General features: G+C 62.1%; 18 protein-coding genes. 12 read left to right on the forward strand and 6 right to left on the reverse strand.

Annotated features, from left to right (window positions below):
• Positions 1 to 4 precede the first annotated feature (4 nt).
• The 3 genes from NKI58_RS04365 (at position 5) to NKI58_RS04375 (ending at position 3061) form a co-directional block, all read left to right on the forward strand.
• Complete coding sequence (locus NKI58_RS04365) at positions 5 to 601, forward strand: DUF2585 domain-containing protein (protein WP_023677528.1); 597 nt, start codon at positions 5 to 7, stop codon at positions 599 to 601.
• Positions 602 to 605: 4 nt separating this feature from the next.
• Positions 606 to 1919, forward strand: a complete 1314-nt coding sequence (gene hslU, locus NKI58_RS04370) for an ATP-dependent protease ATPase subunit HslU (RefSeq protein WP_352782274.1) — start codon at positions 606 to 608, stop codon at positions 1917 to 1919.
• 182 nt (positions 1920 to 2101) lie between these two features.
• Entirely contained in the window at positions 2102 to 3061 is a 960-nt protein-coding gene (locus NKI58_RS04375; RefSeq protein WP_352576350.1) for a DUF1402 family protein, read from the forward strand.
• Between the two features lie 34 nt (positions 3062 to 3095).
• Here the strand turns inward: NKI58_RS04375 and NKI58_RS04380 are convergent, their stop codons facing one another.
• Genes NKI58_RS04380 through NKI58_RS04390 form a run of 3 tightly spaced genes read right to left on the reverse strand, consistent with a single transcriptional unit; the run spans position 3096 to position 5811 of the window.
• Complete coding sequence (locus NKI58_RS04380) at positions 3096 to 4325, reverse strand: NAD(P)/FAD-dependent oxidoreductase (RefSeq protein ID WP_352782288.1); 1230 nt, start codon at positions 4323 to 4325, stop codon at positions 3096 to 3098.
• A gap of 2 nt (positions 4326 to 4327) precedes the next feature.
• A complete protein-coding gene (locus tag NKI58_RS04385; RefSeq protein ID WP_023677524.1) occupies positions 4328 to 4642 on the reverse strand; it encodes a MocE family 2Fe-2S type ferredoxin in 315 nt (104 codons plus the stop codon).
• Between the two features lie 41 nt (positions 4643 to 4683).
• On the reverse strand, positions 4684 to 5811 hold the full coding sequence (locus NKI58_RS04390) for a fatty acid desaturase family protein (protein WP_352620624.1): 1128 nt from the start codon (positions 5809 to 5811) through the stop codon (positions 4684 to 4686).
• Positions 5812 to 5948: 137 nt separating this feature from the next.
• Here NKI58_RS04390 and NKI58_RS04395 point away from each other — a divergent pair, with 137 nt between their 5' ends.
• The 7 genes from NKI58_RS04395 (at position 5949) to NKI58_RS04425 (ending at position 13646) form a co-directional block, all read left to right on the forward strand.
• Entirely contained in the window at positions 5949 to 6980 is a 1032-nt protein-coding gene (locus tag NKI58_RS04395) for a LacI family DNA-binding transcriptional regulator (RefSeq protein WP_023677522.1), read from the forward strand.
• Positions 6981 to 7289: 309 nt separating this feature from the next.
• A complete protein-coding gene (locus NKI58_RS04400; protein WP_352451673.1) occupies positions 7290 to 8231 on the forward strand; it encodes a sugar ABC transporter substrate-binding protein in 942 nt (313 codons plus the stop codon).
• Positions 8232 to 8345: 114 nt separating this feature from the next.
• Entirely contained in the window at positions 8346 to 9422 is a 1077-nt protein-coding gene (locus NKI58_RS04405; protein ID WP_292655972.1) for an ABC transporter permease, read from the forward strand.
• A 2-nt stretch (positions 9423 to 9424) separates the two neighbouring features.
• Complete coding sequence (locus tag NKI58_RS04410; protein WP_254815918.1) at positions 9425 to 10192, forward strand: ATP-binding cassette domain-containing protein; 768 nt, start codon at positions 9425 to 9427, stop codon at positions 10190 to 10192.
• Positions 10193 to 10260: 68 nt separating this feature from the next.
• Positions 10261 to 11262 (forward strand): inositol 2-dehydrogenase, encoded by a 1002-nt coding sequence (gene iolG, locus NKI58_RS04415; protein ID WP_352619349.1) that lies wholly within the window; start codon positions 10261 to 10263, stop codon positions 11260 to 11262.
• A 23-nt stretch (positions 11263 to 11285) separates the two neighbouring features.
• The gene (locus tag NKI58_RS04420) at positions 11286 to 12080 is read left to right on the forward strand and encodes an SDR family oxidoreductase (protein WP_023677517.1); all 795 of its coding nucleotides are present in this window, start codon (positions 11286 to 11288) and stop codon (positions 12078 to 12080) included.
• Between the two features lie 474 nt (positions 12081 to 12554).
• Positions 12555 to 13646 (forward strand): 3-deoxy-7-phosphoheptulonate synthase, encoded by a 1092-nt coding sequence (locus NKI58_RS04425; protein ID WP_352724643.1) that lies wholly within the window; start codon positions 12555 to 12557, stop codon positions 13644 to 13646.
• 213 nt (positions 13647 to 13859) lie between these two features.
• Here NKI58_RS04425 and NKI58_RS04430 read toward each other — a convergent pair whose 3' ends face one another.
• The gene (locus NKI58_RS04430; RefSeq protein ID WP_352691450.1) at positions 13860 to 14969 is read right to left on the reverse strand and encodes a Gfo/Idh/MocA family protein; all 1110 of its coding nucleotides are present in this window, start codon (positions 14967 to 14969) and stop codon (positions 13860 to 13862) included.
• Between the two features lie 153 nt (positions 14970 to 15122).
• On the opposite strand from NKI58_RS04430, the gene NKI58_RS04435 reads away from it, so the two are divergent.
• Complete coding sequence (locus tag NKI58_RS04435) at positions 15123 to 15968, forward strand: MurR/RpiR family transcriptional regulator (protein ID WP_023677514.1); 846 nt, start codon at positions 15123 to 15125, stop codon at positions 15966 to 15968.
• On the opposite strand, the gene NKI58_RS04440 is transcribed toward NKI58_RS04435, so the two are convergent.
• Together NKI58_RS04440 and NKI58_RS04445 are read right to left on the reverse strand one after the other, a co-directional pair.
• Entirely contained in the window at positions 15965 to 16225 is a 261-nt protein-coding gene (locus tag NKI58_RS04440) for a helix-turn-helix domain-containing protein (protein WP_352782918.1), read from the reverse strand. The two genes, NKI58_RS04435 and NKI58_RS04440, sit on opposite strands and share 4 nt — an antisense overlap.
• Positions 16222 to 16854 (reverse strand): AraC family transcriptional regulator, encoded by a 633-nt coding sequence (locus NKI58_RS04445; RefSeq protein WP_352782920.1) that lies wholly within the window; start codon positions 16852 to 16854, stop codon positions 16222 to 16224. The genes NKI58_RS04440 and NKI58_RS04445 overlap by 4 nt, the downstream gene beginning before the upstream one ends.
• 138 nt (positions 16855 to 16992) lie before the next feature.
• On the opposite strand from NKI58_RS04445, the gene NKI58_RS04450 reads away from it, so the two are divergent.
• Complete coding sequence (locus tag NKI58_RS04450; RefSeq protein WP_352826892.1) at positions 16993 to 17721, forward strand: SDR family oxidoreductase; 729 nt, start codon at positions 16993 to 16995, stop codon at positions 17719 to 17721.
• The last annotated feature ends 113 nt before the right edge of the window (positions 17722 to 17834 follow it).

Consider the following 17834-nt stretch of genomic DNA (forward strand, 5'->3'; position numbering starts at 1 on the left):
CAGCATGAGCGTATCCAGCGACAAAACCGTCTCGGCCTACTACGACAGTTGGCGAATGGGGCTTCTGCTGGTTCTCGGCCTGGTCATCTTCCAGGCCGGGGTCCTTTACGGCATGGGGCGGACGCCGATCTGTACCTGCGGCTATGTCAAGCTGTGGCACGGCATCGTGCAAAGCTCGGAGAATTCCCAGCATATTTCCGACTGGTACAGCTTCTCGCACATCATTCACGGTTTCCTGTTCTATGCGCTGGCGTGGTTCCTTTTCCCGCGCTCGCCGATCGGGCTCAGGCTGGCCTTTGCGGTGGTTATAGAGGGCGGCTGGGAGCTGCTCGAGAACAGCCCTTTCATCATCGATCGCTATCGCGCTGGCACGATCTCGCTCGACTATTATGGCGACAGCATCATCAATTCGGTGTCGGACACACTGGCCATGGTGCTGGGGTTTGTCATGGCGCGAAGGCTTCCTATATGGGTGGTCGTAACCCTCGCCCTCATCTTCGAATTCGGTGTCGGCTATCTCATTCGGGACAATCTGACACTCAACGTGATCATGCTGCTGCATCCGTTCGAGTCCATTCGGCAGTGGCAAAGTGGAATTTAGTGACATGAGCACCTTCTCTCCTCGCGAAATCGTTTCGGAACTCGACCGCTTCATCATCGGCCAGAAAGACGCCAAGCGTGCCGTGGCGATTGCCTTGCGCAACCGCTGGCGCCGCCAGCAGCTCGAGGGCCAGATGCGCGAAGAGGTGATGCCGAAGAATATCCTGATGATCGGCCCGACCGGCGTCGGCAAGACCGAGATTTCGCGCCGCCTGGCACGCCTTGCCGGTGCGCCTTTCGTCAAGGTCGAAGCCACCAAGTTCACCGAGGTCGGTTATGTCGGCCGCGATGTCGAGCAGATCATCCGCGACCTGGTCGAGATCGCCATCGGGCTGGTTCGCGAGAAGATGCGCGAGGACGTCAAGGCGCGTGCCCACATCAACGCCGAGGAACGGGTGCTCGAAGCGCTCGTCGGCAAGACGGCGAGCCCGGCCACCCGTGACAGTTTCCGCAAGAAGCTGCGCGACGGCGAGCTCGACGACAAGGAGATTGAGATCGAAGTGGCCGATACCGGCAATGGCGGCATGCCCGGCTTCGAGATCCCCGGCATGCCGGGCGCCAATATCGGCGTGCTCAACATCAACGATATGCTGTCGAAAGCGATGGGCGGCAAGAAGACCAAGTTGCGCAAGACGACCGTCAAGGAGTCCTACGGGCTGTTGATCAGCGACGAGTCCGACAAGCTGCTCGATCAGGACGAAGTGGTGCGCAGGGCACTCGAATCGACCGAGAATGACGGCATTGTCTTCCTTGACGAGATCGACAAGATCGCCTCGCGCGAAGGCGGCATCGGTGCCGGTGTTTCGCGTGAAGGTGTGCAGCGCGACCTGCTGCCGCTGGTCGAAGGCACCACGGTTGCGACCAAATACGGACCGGTGAAGACCGACCACATCCTGTTCATCGCCTCGGGTGCGTTCCACATCGCTAAGCCCTCCGATCTGCTGCCGGAATTGCAGGGCCGCCTGCCGATCCGCGTCGAGCTGCGGGCGCTGGAGAAGGGCGATTTCGTCCGCATCCTCACCGAGACCGAAGCCAGCCTGATCAAGCAGTATATCGCGCTGATGAAGACCGAAGGCGTCGATCTGGTCTTCACCGACGACGCCATCGATTCGTTGGCCGGCATCGCCGTGGACCTCAACGCCAGCGTCGAGAATATTGGCGCCAGGCGGCTGCAGACGGTGATGGAACGGGTGCTGGACGATATCTCCTATGACGCGCCGGACCGCAACGGCACCTCGGTGACCATCGATGCCGCCTATGTCGAGAAGCATGTCGGCGACCTCTCCCGAAACACGGACTTGTCGCGTTTCATCCTGTAGGAGACGCTTCATTCTCGAAGAGGGTCGGGGAATTGCTCCCGGCCTCCCCAATTTGGCCCAGCATTCCCGATGTGTGGCCAAATGGAAGCATCCGGCAAGCTTTCGTCCCGTCGGGTGCAGGCGTCTCTCGACTCCCGGTGGAGCATTACCTAGTTTGCCGGCGACTATTTGGGCGGCGGCGCATGAAAAAACTGATCCTCGTCATTTTGGGGCTGACGCTGGCGGCAGCCATGTTCGCCGCGCAAGCGGCAACGATGGTGCCGCCGGGCAACCGCAACACCGAGCAGCCCGACATACCGGGCGCTTCGAGCCGGCGCACCCAGGCGACCAACACCACCTTCCAGGCGAAATACCGCAAAGTCTTTGCGCTGCTCCAGAACGATGCCGAGCTGCGCGGTAAGATCAAGCAGGCAGCCGCGGCCTATGACATCGACCCAATGCATATCGTTGGAGCCATCGTCGGCGAGCATACCTATAATGTCGATGCCTATGACCGGCTGCAGACCTATTACGTCAAGGCGATCTCGTATCTGTCGAGCAAGCTCTCCTTTGCCTATGATGGCGAGGACATCACCGATTTCGTGCAACGGCCGCAATTTGCGAAATGCGCAGGGAAGTCCGACAGCTACGATCTGTGGGAGTGCCGCGAACAGGTGTGGAACCGGTCGTTCCGCGGCAAAACCGTCAACGGCGAGAGCTTTCCCAACGACCGCTTCGGCGCCACTTTCTTCCAGCCTTATTATGCCGGCCAGACTTTTGGCCTTGGCCAGCTCAATCCGCTGACGGCACTGCAGATGAGCGATCTCGTGCACAAGGTTTCCGGCCTGCCGGAACTCGACGTCGGTGACCCCAATGCGGTCTACAAGACGATCATGGACCCTGACCTGACACTGCCTTATGTCGCGGCGACGATAAGGAAGTCGATCGACGCCTATAAAAGCATTGCCGGCTTCGACATCTCAGGCAATCCCGGCATCACGTCGACGCTCTACAATGTCGGCAATCCCGAACAGCGCGCCTATGCGCTGAAAGCCGAGAACGACAAGCGCCGCGCTGCGGGCGAGCCGGAAAAGCTGCCCGAGGAAAATTACTATGGCTGGCTGGTCAACGACAAGCTGCCGGAGCTGAAAGCGCTGTTTTAGCCGAACGCGTTCGGCCAATTATCCACGCGGCGGATCAAGCCGCCAGCAGCGATTTTAATTTGACCGCCTGCGAGACTAGCGCTTCCGGCGCCGGCCTTGCCTGCTTTGCAATCAGCATCTCGGCCAGCCTTATGTCGCGGGCGACCGCGTTGCCGGGGCCGATGCCGCTTGCCGCAACCAGCCTGCCGTCCTCGGCGAGGTGGAACAGGATGAAGGCGCCGTCGCCGAGGTCGCGGCGCACGATGCTGCGGCCTTCGTCCGACAGGCCGGCGATCTGCAAGGTCAGGCCGTACTGATCCGACCAGAACCACGGCACCGCCGCATGGGACTCGCCGGCGCCAAGCATATTCCTTGCGGCGAGCGCGCCCTGCTCCTGTGCATTGCGCCAGGCTTCGAGCCGCACGCGCCGGCCGCCATAGATGGCGAGCGGAAACGAACAGCAATCGCCGGCGGCAAAGATATCCCGGTCGCTGGTGCGAAGCTCGGCGTCGACGGCGACACCATTGTCGACGGTCAGCCCCGCCTCCGCGGCAAGTCCGGTCACCGGCACGGCGCCGATGCCGATCACGGCAAGATCGGCGACAATGTCGTGTCCACCGGCGAGCGCGATGCGCACTTCGGCGCCATCATCGGCAATGGCGGCGATGCCCTCGCCGCACAGGATTTTCACGCCTTCGGCTTCATGCGCCTGATGGATGATCTCAGCGATCTCGGCCGGCACGCCGCGCATCAAGATGCGCGGCTGCGCCTCGATAACTGTGACCGCCGCACCCAGTCTGCGTGCCGCCGCGGCAAGCTCAAGCCCGATGAAGCCGCCGCCAATGATGGCGATGCGATTTCCGGCGCTGAGATGGGCGCGAATGGCCAGCGCGTCGTTGAAGGTCCGGAGGTAGACGCAGCGCCCACCAAGGCCCGGCATCGGCAGCTTGCGCGGCACCGAACCGGTCGCCAGCAGGAGCTTGTCGTAGGCCAGGACGGAACCGTCCGAGAGGCGCACGACATGCGCCGCGCTGTCGATCGCCACCGCCTGAACCGAATGGATATGCCTGATCGATCTTTCGGCCAGGATCGCGTCGGTGGCGATTGCCTTGAGCAGGGGCGCGTCGGCAACCATCGCGTCTTTCGACAGCGGCGGCCGCTCATAGGGAAGATGCGGCTCGTCGCCGACCAGCGTCACCGGTCCATTAAAGCCGAGCTCGCGCAGCGCAAGGGCGGCGCGCCCGCCGCATTCGCCGGCGCCAATGATGACCATTCCCTTCGTCATCATCAACCAATCCGGACAAGGACTTTGCCGGCGTCGACTTTGACCGGATAAGTTCTTAGATCGACGCAGACCGGCGCGCCCCTGGCAGCCCCTGTCTTGTAGTTGAAGCGGCCATTGTGCTTCGGGCATTCGATGATATCGTCCATCACCAGCCCGTCGGCCAGATGCACCTTCTCATGCGTGCAAAGCCCGTCGGTGGCGAAATACTCGTCGTCGGGGCTGCGATAGATGGCAAAGGTGCGGCCGCCATGGTCGAAGCGCATCACGTCCTCTTCGTCGATGTCCTCGGCGTCACAGGCCTCGACCCAGTCGCTCATCTACGGCTCCCCCAATACTTGGCACCCTCGGCATGGGCTTGTCATTCGGCAGCCACCGCAGCGGTAGCGTTGTCGTTGTGGAAGTCCTCGCGATAGGGCCTCGCCGTCGGCGGCAGTTCGCGCTTGATGAAATAATCCTCATTGCGCAGCTGGCGCAGGAAAGCCGGTATCATCTCGCGGTAGCCGGCCAGGATGGACGATGTCGGCGTCGGCAGATCGTGCTTGATCAGTTCGTGCAGCCTGGGCAGCGCGTGATAGGGCACCATGGGAAACATGTGATGCTCGACATGGTAGTTCATGTTCCAGTAGATGAAGCGGCTTATCGGGTTCATGTAGACGGTGCGGCTGTTGAGCCGGTGATCGGTGACGTTTTCAGCCAGGCCGCCATGCTGCAGCAGGCCGACCATGACATGGTGCCAGGCACCGTAAAGCCTGGGCAGACCGACCAGCATCAGCGGCAGGAACGAGCCGGTATAGAGCGCCAGCGCAATGGTCGCGGCATAGATTGTCGTCCAGATGCGGGCAATGCGAATTGCCTTCGGCTGCTCCTGGTCGGGAATGAACGTTCTTTCGGCCGGACTGACGATACCGGCTGCATTGCGCAGCATGTCGCTCATCGCATGCCAGGCGTCGAGAATGCCGACGAAGTTGAGCACCACGCGCAGCAGATCGGGCGGACGCATCACCGAGATCTCCGGATCGCGGCCGACGATGATGGTATCGGTATGATGGCGCGTGTGGCTCCAGCGCCAGGTCACCGGGTTGCGCATGATCATGAAGCAGGCGACCTGATAGACCACGTCGTTCATCCACTGCGTCCTGAAAGCGGTGCCGTGGCCGCATTCGTGCCAGCGTGAATCGGTGGAGGAACCGTAGAGGACGCCGTAGACGAAGAAGAACGGCACGCACCACCAGCTGCCCCAGAACCAGGCGGCGCCGGCGCCGCTGAGGATCATGGCGCCGAGCCAGACGATGGTATCGCGGATCGCCGGGCCGTCGGAGCGCTGCATCAGCTCCTTCATCTGCTTGCGCGGCACGTCGGTGTGATACCACTCGGCCGCCGCCAGCCCGCTCTCGACGGCAAGCTTCGCGTCGCGGCCGATCAGGCTATAGTCGCGTCGGGACGCCGCTGCGGAGCTCGTATTCCCGGTTCGGAGTCCAATATCCACCATAGCGGAGGCCTCGATCATATTCGGTCAGCGTTCAAAATAACGCCGAGCCCTGATAGGCTCAATATCACAAAGATAGTTTCTATCATTTTCCATCAGAATGGTGTAAAAGGGCCAAACAGTGGAATGAGGCAGCGATGGCGAAACGGCCGACGATCACCGACCTGGCGCGCATTTCGGGGGTCAGCGTTGCCACCGTCGACCGGGTGCTGAACAACCGCTTGCCGGTGCGCGAGGAAACCGCGCGCCGCGTCTATGAGGCCGCGACCAGCATCGGCTATCACGCAGCCGGATTGATCAAGCAGCGGATGCGCCATGAATTGCCCGAATACCGGCTCGGGTTCCTGCTGTTGAGACGGGAGGACGTCTTCTACAGTGAATTTGCCCGCGAGCTTGAACTGGCGGTATCGCAGTCGCCGCGCTTTCGCGGCGTGGCCACCATCGACTTCGCCGCTTCGCTGGCGCCGGACGAGATCGTCGAGCGGATGCGCAAGCTGGCCGCCAAATCCAGGGCCGTCGCCCTGGTCGGGCCTGATCACCCGACGCTGACGGTCGCCGTCGAGGCTCTCAAAGCCAATGGCGTACCGGTGTTCTCCCTGCTTTCCGACTTTGCGTCCGGTATTCGCGAGGGCTATGTTGGCCTGGACAATCGCAAGGTCGGCCGCACCGCTGCCTGGATGATCTCGAAGGCCGCGAAGAGACCTGGCAAGGTTGCCCTCTTCGTCGGCAGCCATCGCTTCCATGGCCATGAGCTTCGCGAGATCGGTTTTCGCTCCTTCTTTCGCGAGCAGGCGCCGGAATTCACTCTCCTCGAGACGTTGGTCAATCTGGAAGCGAACCAGATCACGCATGATGCAATGATCGAGCTTCTGGCCCGCCACCCTGATCTCGCCGGTTGCTATGTCGCCGGTGGCGGCATGGAAGGCGCGATCTCGGCGCTGAGGGAGGCAAAGCCGGCTGAGATGCCGGCGGTCGTCTGCAACGAGATCACGCCCGACTCCCGCGCGGCGCTGGCAGATAATTTCCTGACCATGGTGATCTCGACGCCACTGGCGGCGCTTTGCCGCGAGCTTGTCGGGCTGATGGCGCATGCCATCGAGACCGGCGCTGCGAATGCGCCGGGCCAGACCTTTCTGCCCTTCGACATTTATCTGCCGGAAAACATCTGACGTCGCGGTCATCGGCGGCAGACATGATGTAATCTATCAGAACGCTTTCAGGCCTGGCTTGCGTTAGCGTCCGTCTAAAAGCGCTCGAAATGCCGAAAATCCATTCCTCATGGCGAAATCTCGCTTGACGCCCAAGCGAAATGGAATAAATATTTCACCAACTGAGAATTTTGGTTCTTTCGTTCCGGAAGATCTGTTTCAGGCAAATGCCTCCGGAACTAAAAACGGCAATCGGGAGAGAATTCCCTGCGAGATCGGGGATTCCGGGTAGATCGGTGCAGCCGGACACCAATGTGGAGGAGAAATAAAATGAAAAAACTGCTTTTGGGCGTCGCGTTCGCGGCGCTGATGAGTTCGTCCGCCTTTGCTGCCAAGATCGGCGTGTCGATGGCGTTGTTCGACGACAATTTTCTCACAGTGCTGCGCAACGGCATGATTGAACAGGCCAAGGGCATGGACGGCGTCGAGCTGCAGGTGGAGGATGCGCAGAACGACGTCGCCAAGCAACTCGACCAGATCAAGAACTTCGCCGCCTCAGGCGTCGACGCCATCATCGTCAACCCGGTCGACACCTCGGCGACTCAGGCGATGTCGGACGCAGCCGCCGCTGCCAAGATTCCACTGGTCTATGTCAATCGCGAGCCGGTCAACGTCGACACGCTGCCCGAAAACCAGGCCTTCGTCGCCTCGAACGAAGCCGATTCCGGCACGCTCGAGACCAAGGAGGTCTGCCGCCTGTTCAAGGAGGCCGGCAAGACTGAAGCCAACGTCTATGTGATCATGGGCGAGCTGTCGAACCAGGCAGCGGTGCAGCGCACCAAGGACATTGACGACGTGATCGCCACGCCGGAGTGCAGCTTCATCAAGATCATCGACAAGCAGACGTCGAACTGGAAGCGCGAAGAAGCGCAGAACCTGATGACCAACTGGCTGTCGACCGGCAAGCCGTTCGACGGCGTCATCGCCAATAATGACGAAAGCGCCATCGGCGCCATCCAGGCGATGAAGGCCGCCAACATCGACATGAAGTCGGTTGTCGTCGGCGGGGTCGACGCTACCCAGGATGCGCTTGCCGCGATGCAGGCGGGCGACCTCGATGCGACGGTGTTCCAGGACGCGGCCGGCCAGGGTGCCGGCGCGCTTGACGCAGCGCTCAAGCTGGCGAAGGGCGAGAAGGTCGAGCACAAGGTCTACATCCCGTTCCAGCTGGTCACGCCGGCAAATATCGACAAGTTCCTGAAGAAGAACTGAGGCGGACCTGTCCGATACGGAGCGGCGCGCCAAGGTAAGACAGCGCCGCTCCGCTTTTTCCCTCTCGGCCTGAACAGCGCCGAGTGGAGACCGTGGCTGACGGAGGAAGCACGATTGGCACAGACATCTCACGGCGTCGGCGGGCTCAGCTATGATGCGAAGCGGCGCGCATGGCCGGCCGAATTCAACGTCTTCCTGGCGCTCGTCATCCTGGTCGGCGCTTTCGAGCTGATCGGCCGGGTTTTCCTGGGCGACAGCTTCCTGTTCAACACCCGCGACAATATCGATGCGATCTTCAACGAAGCGCGCCTGCAGATCATCATCCTGCAGGTGTCGATAGTCGGCATCATTGCCATCGGCGTGACGCAGGTGATCATTACCGGCGGCATCGACCTGTCCTCAGGTTCGATCGTCGGCGCCACGGCGATGATAGCCATGAGCTTCGCCCAGGTGGCGACCGTCAATGGCAACCCGAACCCGAAGGCGATGTTCATCGCGCAGGGCTGGACCGACCTGCCGGTGATCGTGCCCGTGCTGGTCGCGATCGGCTGCGGCCTGCTGGCCGGCCTGGTCAACGGCGCTTTGATCGCCTACACGCGCATCCCGCCGTTCATCGCCACGCTCGGCATGATGGTCACCGCGCGCGGCATCGCCAAATGGTGGTCAAAGGGGCAGCCGATCTCGTTTCCGACCGAGAGTTTCGCCGCCATTGGCAAGGGGCTGATGCCGGTCATCATTTTCATATCGCTCGCAGTGCTGTTCCAGCTGATCCTGAGTTACACGAAATATGGCAAGCACTGCTATGCAATCGGCTCCAATGAGGACGCCGCGCGCATGTCCGGCATCAACATCGCCAACCACAAGATCCTCGTCTACGTCATTGCCGGCGTCCTCGCCGCGCTCGCCGCCGTGGTGCTGAGCTCCAAGAATCTCACCGCCCAGGCCGGCATGGGTGTAATGTACGAGCTCGACGCGATCGCCATGGCGGTTATCGGCGGCGTCTCGCTGTCGGGCGGCCGCGGTTCGATTATCGGGACAGTGATCGGCTCGCTGATCTTCGGCGTCATCATCTCCGGCTTCACCTTTCTGCGCCTCGACGCCTATTACCAGGAGATGGTCAAAGGCGTGATCATCGTCGGCGCAGTCGTACTCGACCAGTGGCGCCAACGCCTGCGGGCGATGAGGGCTTGATCATGTCAGACATCGTCCTGAAGACCGAAAACCTGACCAAGTATTATGGCGGCGTCCATGCGCTGGAGGGTGCCAACTTCGAGCTGCGCAAGGGCGAGCATGTCGCCATCATGGGCGACAACGGCGCTGGCAAATCGACCTTCGTACGCCAGATCACCGGCGTCGAGCAGCGCACCAGCGGCAGGATGTGGTTCGACGGCAAGGAAGTGAATTTTGCCGGCCCCATCGAAGCCCGCGAGGCGGGCATCGAGACGGTGTTCCAGAACCTGGCGCTCGCCGACGACCTCGACGTGCCGTCGAACCTGTTCCTCGGCCGCGAGCGGGTGCTTTTCAATCTCGGGCCCTTCTCGATCCTCGATCGCAAGTTCATGCGCAAGGCGACCGAGGCAGCCTTGGTCCGGACAGCGGTCAAGATCCCCAATCTTTCCAATACTATCCGCCACATGTCGGGCGGCCAGCGCCAGTGCGTAGCAATTGCCAGAACCGCGACCTTTGCTTCCAAGCTCATCATCATGGATGAGCCGACGGCGGCACTCGGCGTGCAGGAGACGATGCAGGTCGAAAACATCATCCGCACGCTGAAGGAGAATGGCGAACCGCTGATCCTGATCTCTCACAACATGCGCCAGGTGTTCGACCTGGTCGACCGCATCGTCGTTTTCCGGCGCGGCCGCATCGTCGCCAATTTGCGCAAGCAGGACACCGACGGCAACGATATCGTCTCCTACATCACCGGCGCCAAGACCGGGCAGGCGGAACTTGCGGCGTAACGGCCAACGCCGAGCCACAGGCGCTGACACGCCCTCCCTTCCGAACCATCCTCAAAGGAAAATTCTTCATGCCTCTTCGCTTTGCTCTTCTCGGTGCCGGCCGTATCGGCAAGGTTCATGCTCGCGCCGTTGGTTCCAATCCTGAGGCCAGGCTGGTCGCAGTTGCCGACGCCTTCGAGAAGGCGGCGACCGATCTGGCCTCTGCCTATGGCGCCGAAGTGCGCAGCATCGATGCCATCGAGAAGGCCGGCGATATCGATGCGGTCGTCATCTGCACGCCGACCGATACCCATGCCGATCTGATCGAACGCTTCGCCAAAGCGGGTAAAGCGATTTTCTGCGAAAAGCCGATCGACCTCGACGCAGCCCGGGTGGAACGTTGCCTGGCTGTCGTCGACAAGGCCGGCGCCACCCTGATGGTCGGCTTCAACCGCCGCTTCGATCCGCATTTTGCCGCCGTGCGCAAGGCGATCGACGACGGCGCCATCGGCACTGTCGAAATGGTGACAATCACCTCGCGCGATCCCGGCCCGCCGCCGCTCGACTATATCGGCCGCTCGGGCGGCATCTTCCGCGACATGACCATTCATGATTTCGACATGGCGCGCTTCCTGCTCGGCGAGGAGCCGGTGGCGGTCAGCGCGCATGCTTCGGTGCTGGTCGACAAGAAGATCGGCGAGGCCGGCGACTTCGACAGCGTCAGCGTCATCCTCGAAACTGCCTCCGGCAAGCAATGCGTTATCTCCAACTCACGCCGCGCCACCTACGGCTACGACCAGCGCATCGAGGTGCATGGCTCGAAAGGCATGATTGCGGCCGAGAACCAGCGGCCGGTGTCGATCGAACTGGCCAATGAGAAAGGCTATACGCGGCCGCCGCTGCACGATTTCTTCATGACCCGTTATCTCGACGCCTATGCTAACGAGATCGCTGCCTTCATTGCGGCAGCGACGTCAGGCAAGAAGGCGGCGCCGAGCGGCAAGGACGGGCTGGTGGCGCTCAGGCTGGCGGATGCGGCGCTGAAATCGGCCAAGGAAGGCAAGACCGTCCGCCTCGACAAAACAATCTGACTATCAAGCACAGGAGCAAGGCGATGAACGGTTCAGCCGGTCGCAATTCCGAAACACGCGCCATCGTTACCGGCGGCGCACAAGGCATCGGCTTTGCCGTCGCCGAAGCGCTGGCCGATGAGGGCTGCCGGGCGCTGGCGCTGATCGGCCGCTCGCAGGAGAAGGGCGACAAGGCTGTCGCCATCCTCAAGGGGGCAGGCGTCGATGCCATCTTCATCAGCGCCGACGTCTCAAAAGTGGCCGACTGCAAGCGTGCGGTCGAAACGGCGATTGGCCATTTTGGTACCGTCAACGCGCTGGTCAACGCCGCTGCCACCTCGGCTCGCGGCTCGCTGGTCGAGACCTCCGAGGATCTGTTCGACCAGATATTCCAGACCAATGTGCGCGGCCCGTTTTTCCTGATGCAGGGCGTGGTGGCGCATTTGCTGGCGCGCCAGGTACCGGGCTCGATCGTCAACGTGCTGTCGATGTCGGCGCATTGCGGCCAGTCGTTCCTGGCGCCCTATTCGTCGAGCAAGGGAGCGCTGGCGACACTCACCAAGAATGTCGCCAATGCCTATCGCGGCAATCGCATCCGCTGCAATGCGGTGCTGCCCGGCTGGATGGACACCGAGGGCGAGGCGATCGTGCAGAAGAAATGGCACGACGCGCCGGAGGACTGGTTGGAGAAGGCCGAAGCCGCGCAGCCGATGGGCCAATTGGTGAAACCGGCGCAGCTTGCCCGGTTGATCAGCTATATGATCAGCCCGCAGTCCGGCGTCATGACCGGGTCGCTGGTCGACTACGATCAGAGCATCGCCGGGGCGTCACCGGAATAACGCCGGCAAGTCTAGCGGAACGCCGCCCATCACTTCGTTATCCACGGGCGGAGCAAGGAGCGCAGCGACGCGGCGCAGACCCGAGGATCCATGCCGTGACATCTAGGCGTCGCTACAATGCAGAATTTAGTTCCGCAGCACTCCTTGGCCAAGGCAACGGCATGGATCCCAGGGTCTCCGCGACGGAGCTCCGCTCCTGCTTCGCCCTGGGATGACGAAGTTCGGGGGGCTTCAGCCAATCGCGAATGGGCTGGAGTAGACCTCCTCCTCACCAGGCACGTGACAAGCGCCTCCGCATCGACTATATCAGCCCTCATGATCAACCTGACCGCCACATATTGGTACTTTATGAGCTCGCTGGCGGCGGGAGGATTGCGCTCGATCTGAAGATTGCAGCAACAATATCCGAACAGCCGCCAGACCTGGCGGCTTTTTTGTTTCAGCCGGCAGGTCTCCCAAACAGGAGCATAAGCCGTGTTGACGACCACAGACGATCTTCGGGTCAAAGAAATAAGGGAATTGAGCACGCCGGACGAGGTGATGCGGGAGATACCGCGCACGCTGACGGCGACGCGGACCGTTGCCGCGTCACGCAACGCGATCCACGCCGTGCTGACCGGCACCGACGATCGGCTGGTGGTCGTCGTCGGCCCCTGTTCGATCCACGACCCGGCCGCCGCCGTAGACTATGCCAGCCGTTTGGCATCGCTGCGTGAAAGCCTGTCGGACCGGCTGGAGATCGTGATGCGGGTTTATTTCGAGAAACCGCGCACGACGGTCGGCTGGAAGGGCCTGATCAACGATCCCGACCTCGACGGCAGCTTCAACATCGACAAGGGGTTGCGGATGGCCCGCAACGTGCTCTCCGCCGTCAACAATCTCGGCCTTCCGGCGGCCACCGAATTCCTCGACATGGCCACCCCGCAATATATTGCCGACCTCGTCGCCTGGGGCGCGATCGGCGCACGCACGACAGAGAGCCAGATCCATCGCGAGCTGGCGTCAGGCCTGTCCTGCCCGGTCGGCTTCAAGAACGGCACCGACGGCAATCTGCGGATTGCCGCCGAAGCGGTGAAGTCCGCCGCCCAGCCGCATCATTTCATGGCGGTGACAAAGGGCGGGCGCAGCGCCATCGCGACGACCACCGGCAACGAGGACTGCCACGTCATCCTGCGCGGCGGTATTGTGCCGAATTATGACGCGGCAAGCATTGCTGCTGCCTGCGCTGAGCTCGGCCGGATCGGCGTGGCGCCGCGGCTGATGATCGATGTCAGCCACGCCAACAGCAGCAAGAAGCCGGAAAACCAGCCGCTGGTGGCGGCTGACATGGCGGGCCAGATCGCGGCGGGCGACGAGCGCATCGTCGGCATCATGATCGAGAGCAACCTCGTCGCCGGCCGGCAGGACGTCGTGCCCGGCAAGCCGCTCGTCTATGGCCAGAGCATCACCGATGGCTGCATCGACTGGGCAACCACCGAGACGGTGCTTTACGGCCTTGCCGACGCCGTCGAGCGGCGCCGGTCGGCGAGACGTGCCATGATCGCCGATCGCCCGGGAGCCGCCTGAGGCAGCCAATGCCGGCCCTGTCCCTTCTCCCCTTGTGGGAGAAGGTGGATCGGCGCGCAGCGCCGAGCCGGATGAGGGGTGCCGGAAGGATCTCGGCGTGAAAATTTGAGGGATTTGAAGCGCTTATTTCTTTGCTGTAGCGATCCGTCCAACACCCCTCATCCGACCGAGCTTCGCTCGGCCACCTTCTCCCACAAGGGGAGAAGGGGCTTACTACCGCACCTCCATCCAGCGCTGTTCCGCGAACGAGCGCGCCATCGCGTGCACCGTGCGCTCGATCTCCAGGCCTTCGTCGAAATCGATGATCCGCGCCGGCTTGCCGGCAAGCCGCGTCAACAGCTCCCGGCATTCGATGATCTTGAGATCATTAAAGCCAAGGCCGTGACCGGGCGCCGGCAGGAAGGCGTCATAAGGCTTATGATGCGGCGCCACCAGGATGGTGCGGTAGCCTTGCTCGGTCGGCCGGTCGGCCGTCAGATAGAGTTGGAACTCATTCATCCGCTCCTGGTCGTACAGGATCGAGCCCTTCGAGCCAAAAATCTGGATGGCGATCCGGCCTTTGCGGCCCCAAGCCGAACGGTTGACCAGCAGCGTGCCGGCGATGCCGTTTTCGAGATGCATCAGGATGCTGGCGATGTCGTAGGTCTCGACCGCGCGGCGCCCGCCCGAGGCGACGCGGCGGTCGGCATAGGGTTTGGCCATGTCGCACATGACGCGGGCAACGCGGCCGAACAGTACGGCGATGAGCGACAGCGGGTGCACGGCGAAATCGTCGAGCGCGCCGTAGCCGGACGCCGCCTCGTGCTTCCAGAAGAACAGCGCCTCCGGATCGGCCATGAAGTCCTCGTCCATCTCGATACGCAGATGGTTGACCTCGCCGATGATCTTCTCGTCGAGCAGCGCGCCGATATGGCGGATCGCTGGGTTCTGAATATAGTTATAGCCGAGCGCGGCCACCTTGCCGGACTTTTGGGCCGCCGCAGCCATTGCTTGCGCCTCGGCGAAGCTCGGCGCCATCGGTTTTTCACACCACAGATGCTTGCCGGCTTCGAGGATGGCGATGGCCATTTCCGGGTGGAACTGGTTCGGCGTGGTCAGCGAGATGACATCGACTTCCGGGTCGTCGACGACAGCGCGCCAATCGCCGGAGGCCTTGGCGAAGCCGAATTCGCTGGCACGGCGTTTGGCAAGATCCTCGTTGACCTCGCCCAGATGGACCAGCCTTGGCTTGGCCACTTCGGGAAAGACGGTGCCGACCGCGTTCCAGGCAATGGCGTGGCACTTGCCCATGAAACCCGTGCCGATAAGACCTACCCCGACCATCCGCTTGCCTCCCTGTGTGCAAAATTTGTGTGGATGAATTAGTCCATTTTGTCTGCAGATGGAACGCTTGTCTCATTTTTTATGGTGTTCTTGCACAGGCCCGCTATGATGGGGCACAGAGGGAACCAGACGATGAGCCTGGGCGGAGCGACGATGGACGAACGGGTGCCGCGCGATTTCGAGACGCTGCGGGCGACGATCCTGGAGCGGCGCCACAGCCTGCCGAAACGTATCGCCCAGATCGCCGCCTATGCGCTCGACAACCCAGACGATATCGCCTTCGGCACCGCTGCCAGCATTGCCGCTTCCGCCGGTGTCCAGCCTTCGACCCTGATCCGCTTTGCCCAGCAGCTTGGTTTTGATGGTTTCACCAGCCTGCAGTTGGTGTTTCGCGAGCGCCTGCGCGAGCGCAACTCATCCTATGATGAAAGGCTGGCGGCATTGCGCGCCAAGGCCGAGGAAGGCGCCGGCCACCGCGCGATTTTCGACGGTTTTGTTGCCGCAGCCAGTACCTCGCTCAACGACATTTCGCGCACGCTGAATGAAGACCATTTCGAAGATGCGATCACTGTGTTGGCCAAGGCCGAAACCATTTACGTGCTGGCCAAGCGGCGCTCCTACCCGGTCGCCTCCTATATCGCCTATGCATTGGGCAAGCTCAAGATCCGCAACCAGCTGATCGAATCGGCCGCCGGCCTCAATGCAGAGATGATCGGCTTTGCCTCTCCAAGGGACGCCGTGATCGCCATCAGCTTTTCGCCCTATGCCCCGGCCACCATCGAGGAGGCGCGCGTCATTTCGGAGCAAGGCGTGCCGATCGTGGCGATTACCGACAGCTCCTTTTCGCCACTCGCCCAATTCGCCAGGGTCTGGTTCGAGGTCGCCGAGGCCGATTTCGCCGGCTTCCGCTCGCTGTCGGCGACGATGGCTTTGGCTATGGCGCTGACCGTCGCGGTCGGCGAGAAGCGGCGCGATACTGGCAAGAAGCGCAAGCCTTAGATCACCTCTATTGCGGTTTCGCCTTCTGCCGAAAGCCGCGCTGCGTCGCGGGCAGGCGGCGACCCGAACTGGCGGGCATACTCCCGGCTGAACTGGGAAGCACTCTCATAGCCGACGGCGAAGGCGACACGTGCGACGTTGCCCGGCTGGGCAATCAGCAGATGGCGGGCTTCCAGCAAGCGGATTTGCTTTTGATACTGGATTGGGCTCATGGCCGTCGCCGCCTTGAAGTGACGATAAAACGCAGCGCTGCTCATACGGGCAATCTCGGCCAGATCGCCGACCCGGACCGGCTGATGGGGATGCGAACGGATCCAGGCGATCGCCGGCCAATCCGGGACAGATGGCCATCGGCGCGCGCAAGTTCACGAAGCTTTCCGCCTTGGGGGCCTTGCAGGAGCCGAAACAGCATCTCTCGCTCGATCATGGTCGCGAGCACGGGAATCTCCGCTGGCCGGTCAAGCAGCCGCATCATTCGACGCAACGCGTCGAGCAGATCGTCATCAGCGGGAGAGGTGGAGAAACTGTCGCCACTGAGGGCCGGCGCGTGCTCGACGAGGAGCGCGGCGACGGCCTGCAGGTCAAGGGTCAAGCCAATGGCCAGGTAAGGACGCGCCGCGCTCGCTTCGATTATCTGGCTGATGGTGGGCGTCTCGACAGTATAGATGAAATAGCTGGCCGGATTGTAACGAAGAGCCCGGTCGCCGATCAGAACCGTCTTCGCGCCCTGCAGTACGAATAAGATCCCCGCCCCCCACACCCCTGGCATTGTCGCCGTGGCGACTTCGCTGCGGCCTATCGAAACGCGGGGAACCGCCGTTCTTGTTCGTCGCCCGCGCGCATGGCGGCTGGCGATCTCGATCAACTCCTGCAGCGCTTCGCTCATTGCGCCAGCATCGCGCATTCGCACCGGCGGCGCAACAGCGTGAGAGGATTAGGCAAGAGCCGGAGAATTTCCGGCGCGCAACGCCCGCTGCCTCGCACCATTTGTGGGTCTTCCACAAGAAAAATGGAGACACCGATTATGAGAACATCGAAAAGCGCGCTGGTGACCGGCGCCAACAAGGGTATAGGCCGTGAAATCGCCCGGCGACTGGCGACCATGGGCTTCAAGGTCTGGCTCGGCGCCAGGAGCGCCGAACGCGGCATGGCGGCGGCGCAGGCATTGCGCGCCGAAGGCCTCGACGTGGAGTGGCTTGAGCTGGACGTCACGCGGGATGACAGTGTGAAGGCGGCAGCCGAGGCATTCAGGCAGGCCAGCCCCTGCCTCGACGTGCTGGTGAACAACGCCGGCGTCGCCATCAATTACGACCTGCCGCCGAGCCAGCAGCGGATCGCCGACATCCAGGCCACCTGCGACGTCAATGTCTTCGGCCCGATCCGCGTGACCCAGGCATTCCTGCCGCTGCTGCTAGCAGCACCTGCTGCCCGGATCGTGATGGTGAGCAGCTCCACCGGGTCCATCGGCCGGGCGCTCGATCCCGCCACTACGAACCACGCCGTTAACATGATGGGCTACGGCAGCTCCAAGACAGCCTTGAATGCCATCACGGTGGCGTTCGCCAGGGAGCTCGCGCCCCAAGGCATCAAGGTCAACGCCGCGGCGCCCGGCTACACTGCCACCGATCTCAACGGGTATAAAGGTCACCGCACGGTGCAGCAGGCGGCCGAGATCGTCATTCACCTGGCGACCCTGGACGCCGATGGCCCGACCGCCGGGTACTTCAACGATGATGGCCCGCTTCCTTGGTAAATCAGCTGGTTTCAGTGGTAGACACTTGACGTTCGTCTGACTTCAAAGTTTCTGAACGCGCGAGCCTTGCACAGCACTTTTCAGCCTTGGGAATGCTCGTTCCATATTGACTA

The organism is Mesorhizobium sp. M0522, from assembly GCF_040321085.1.
Classification (GTDB): domain Bacteria; phylum Pseudomonadota; class Alphaproteobacteria; order Rhizobiales; family Rhizobiaceae; genus Mesorhizobium.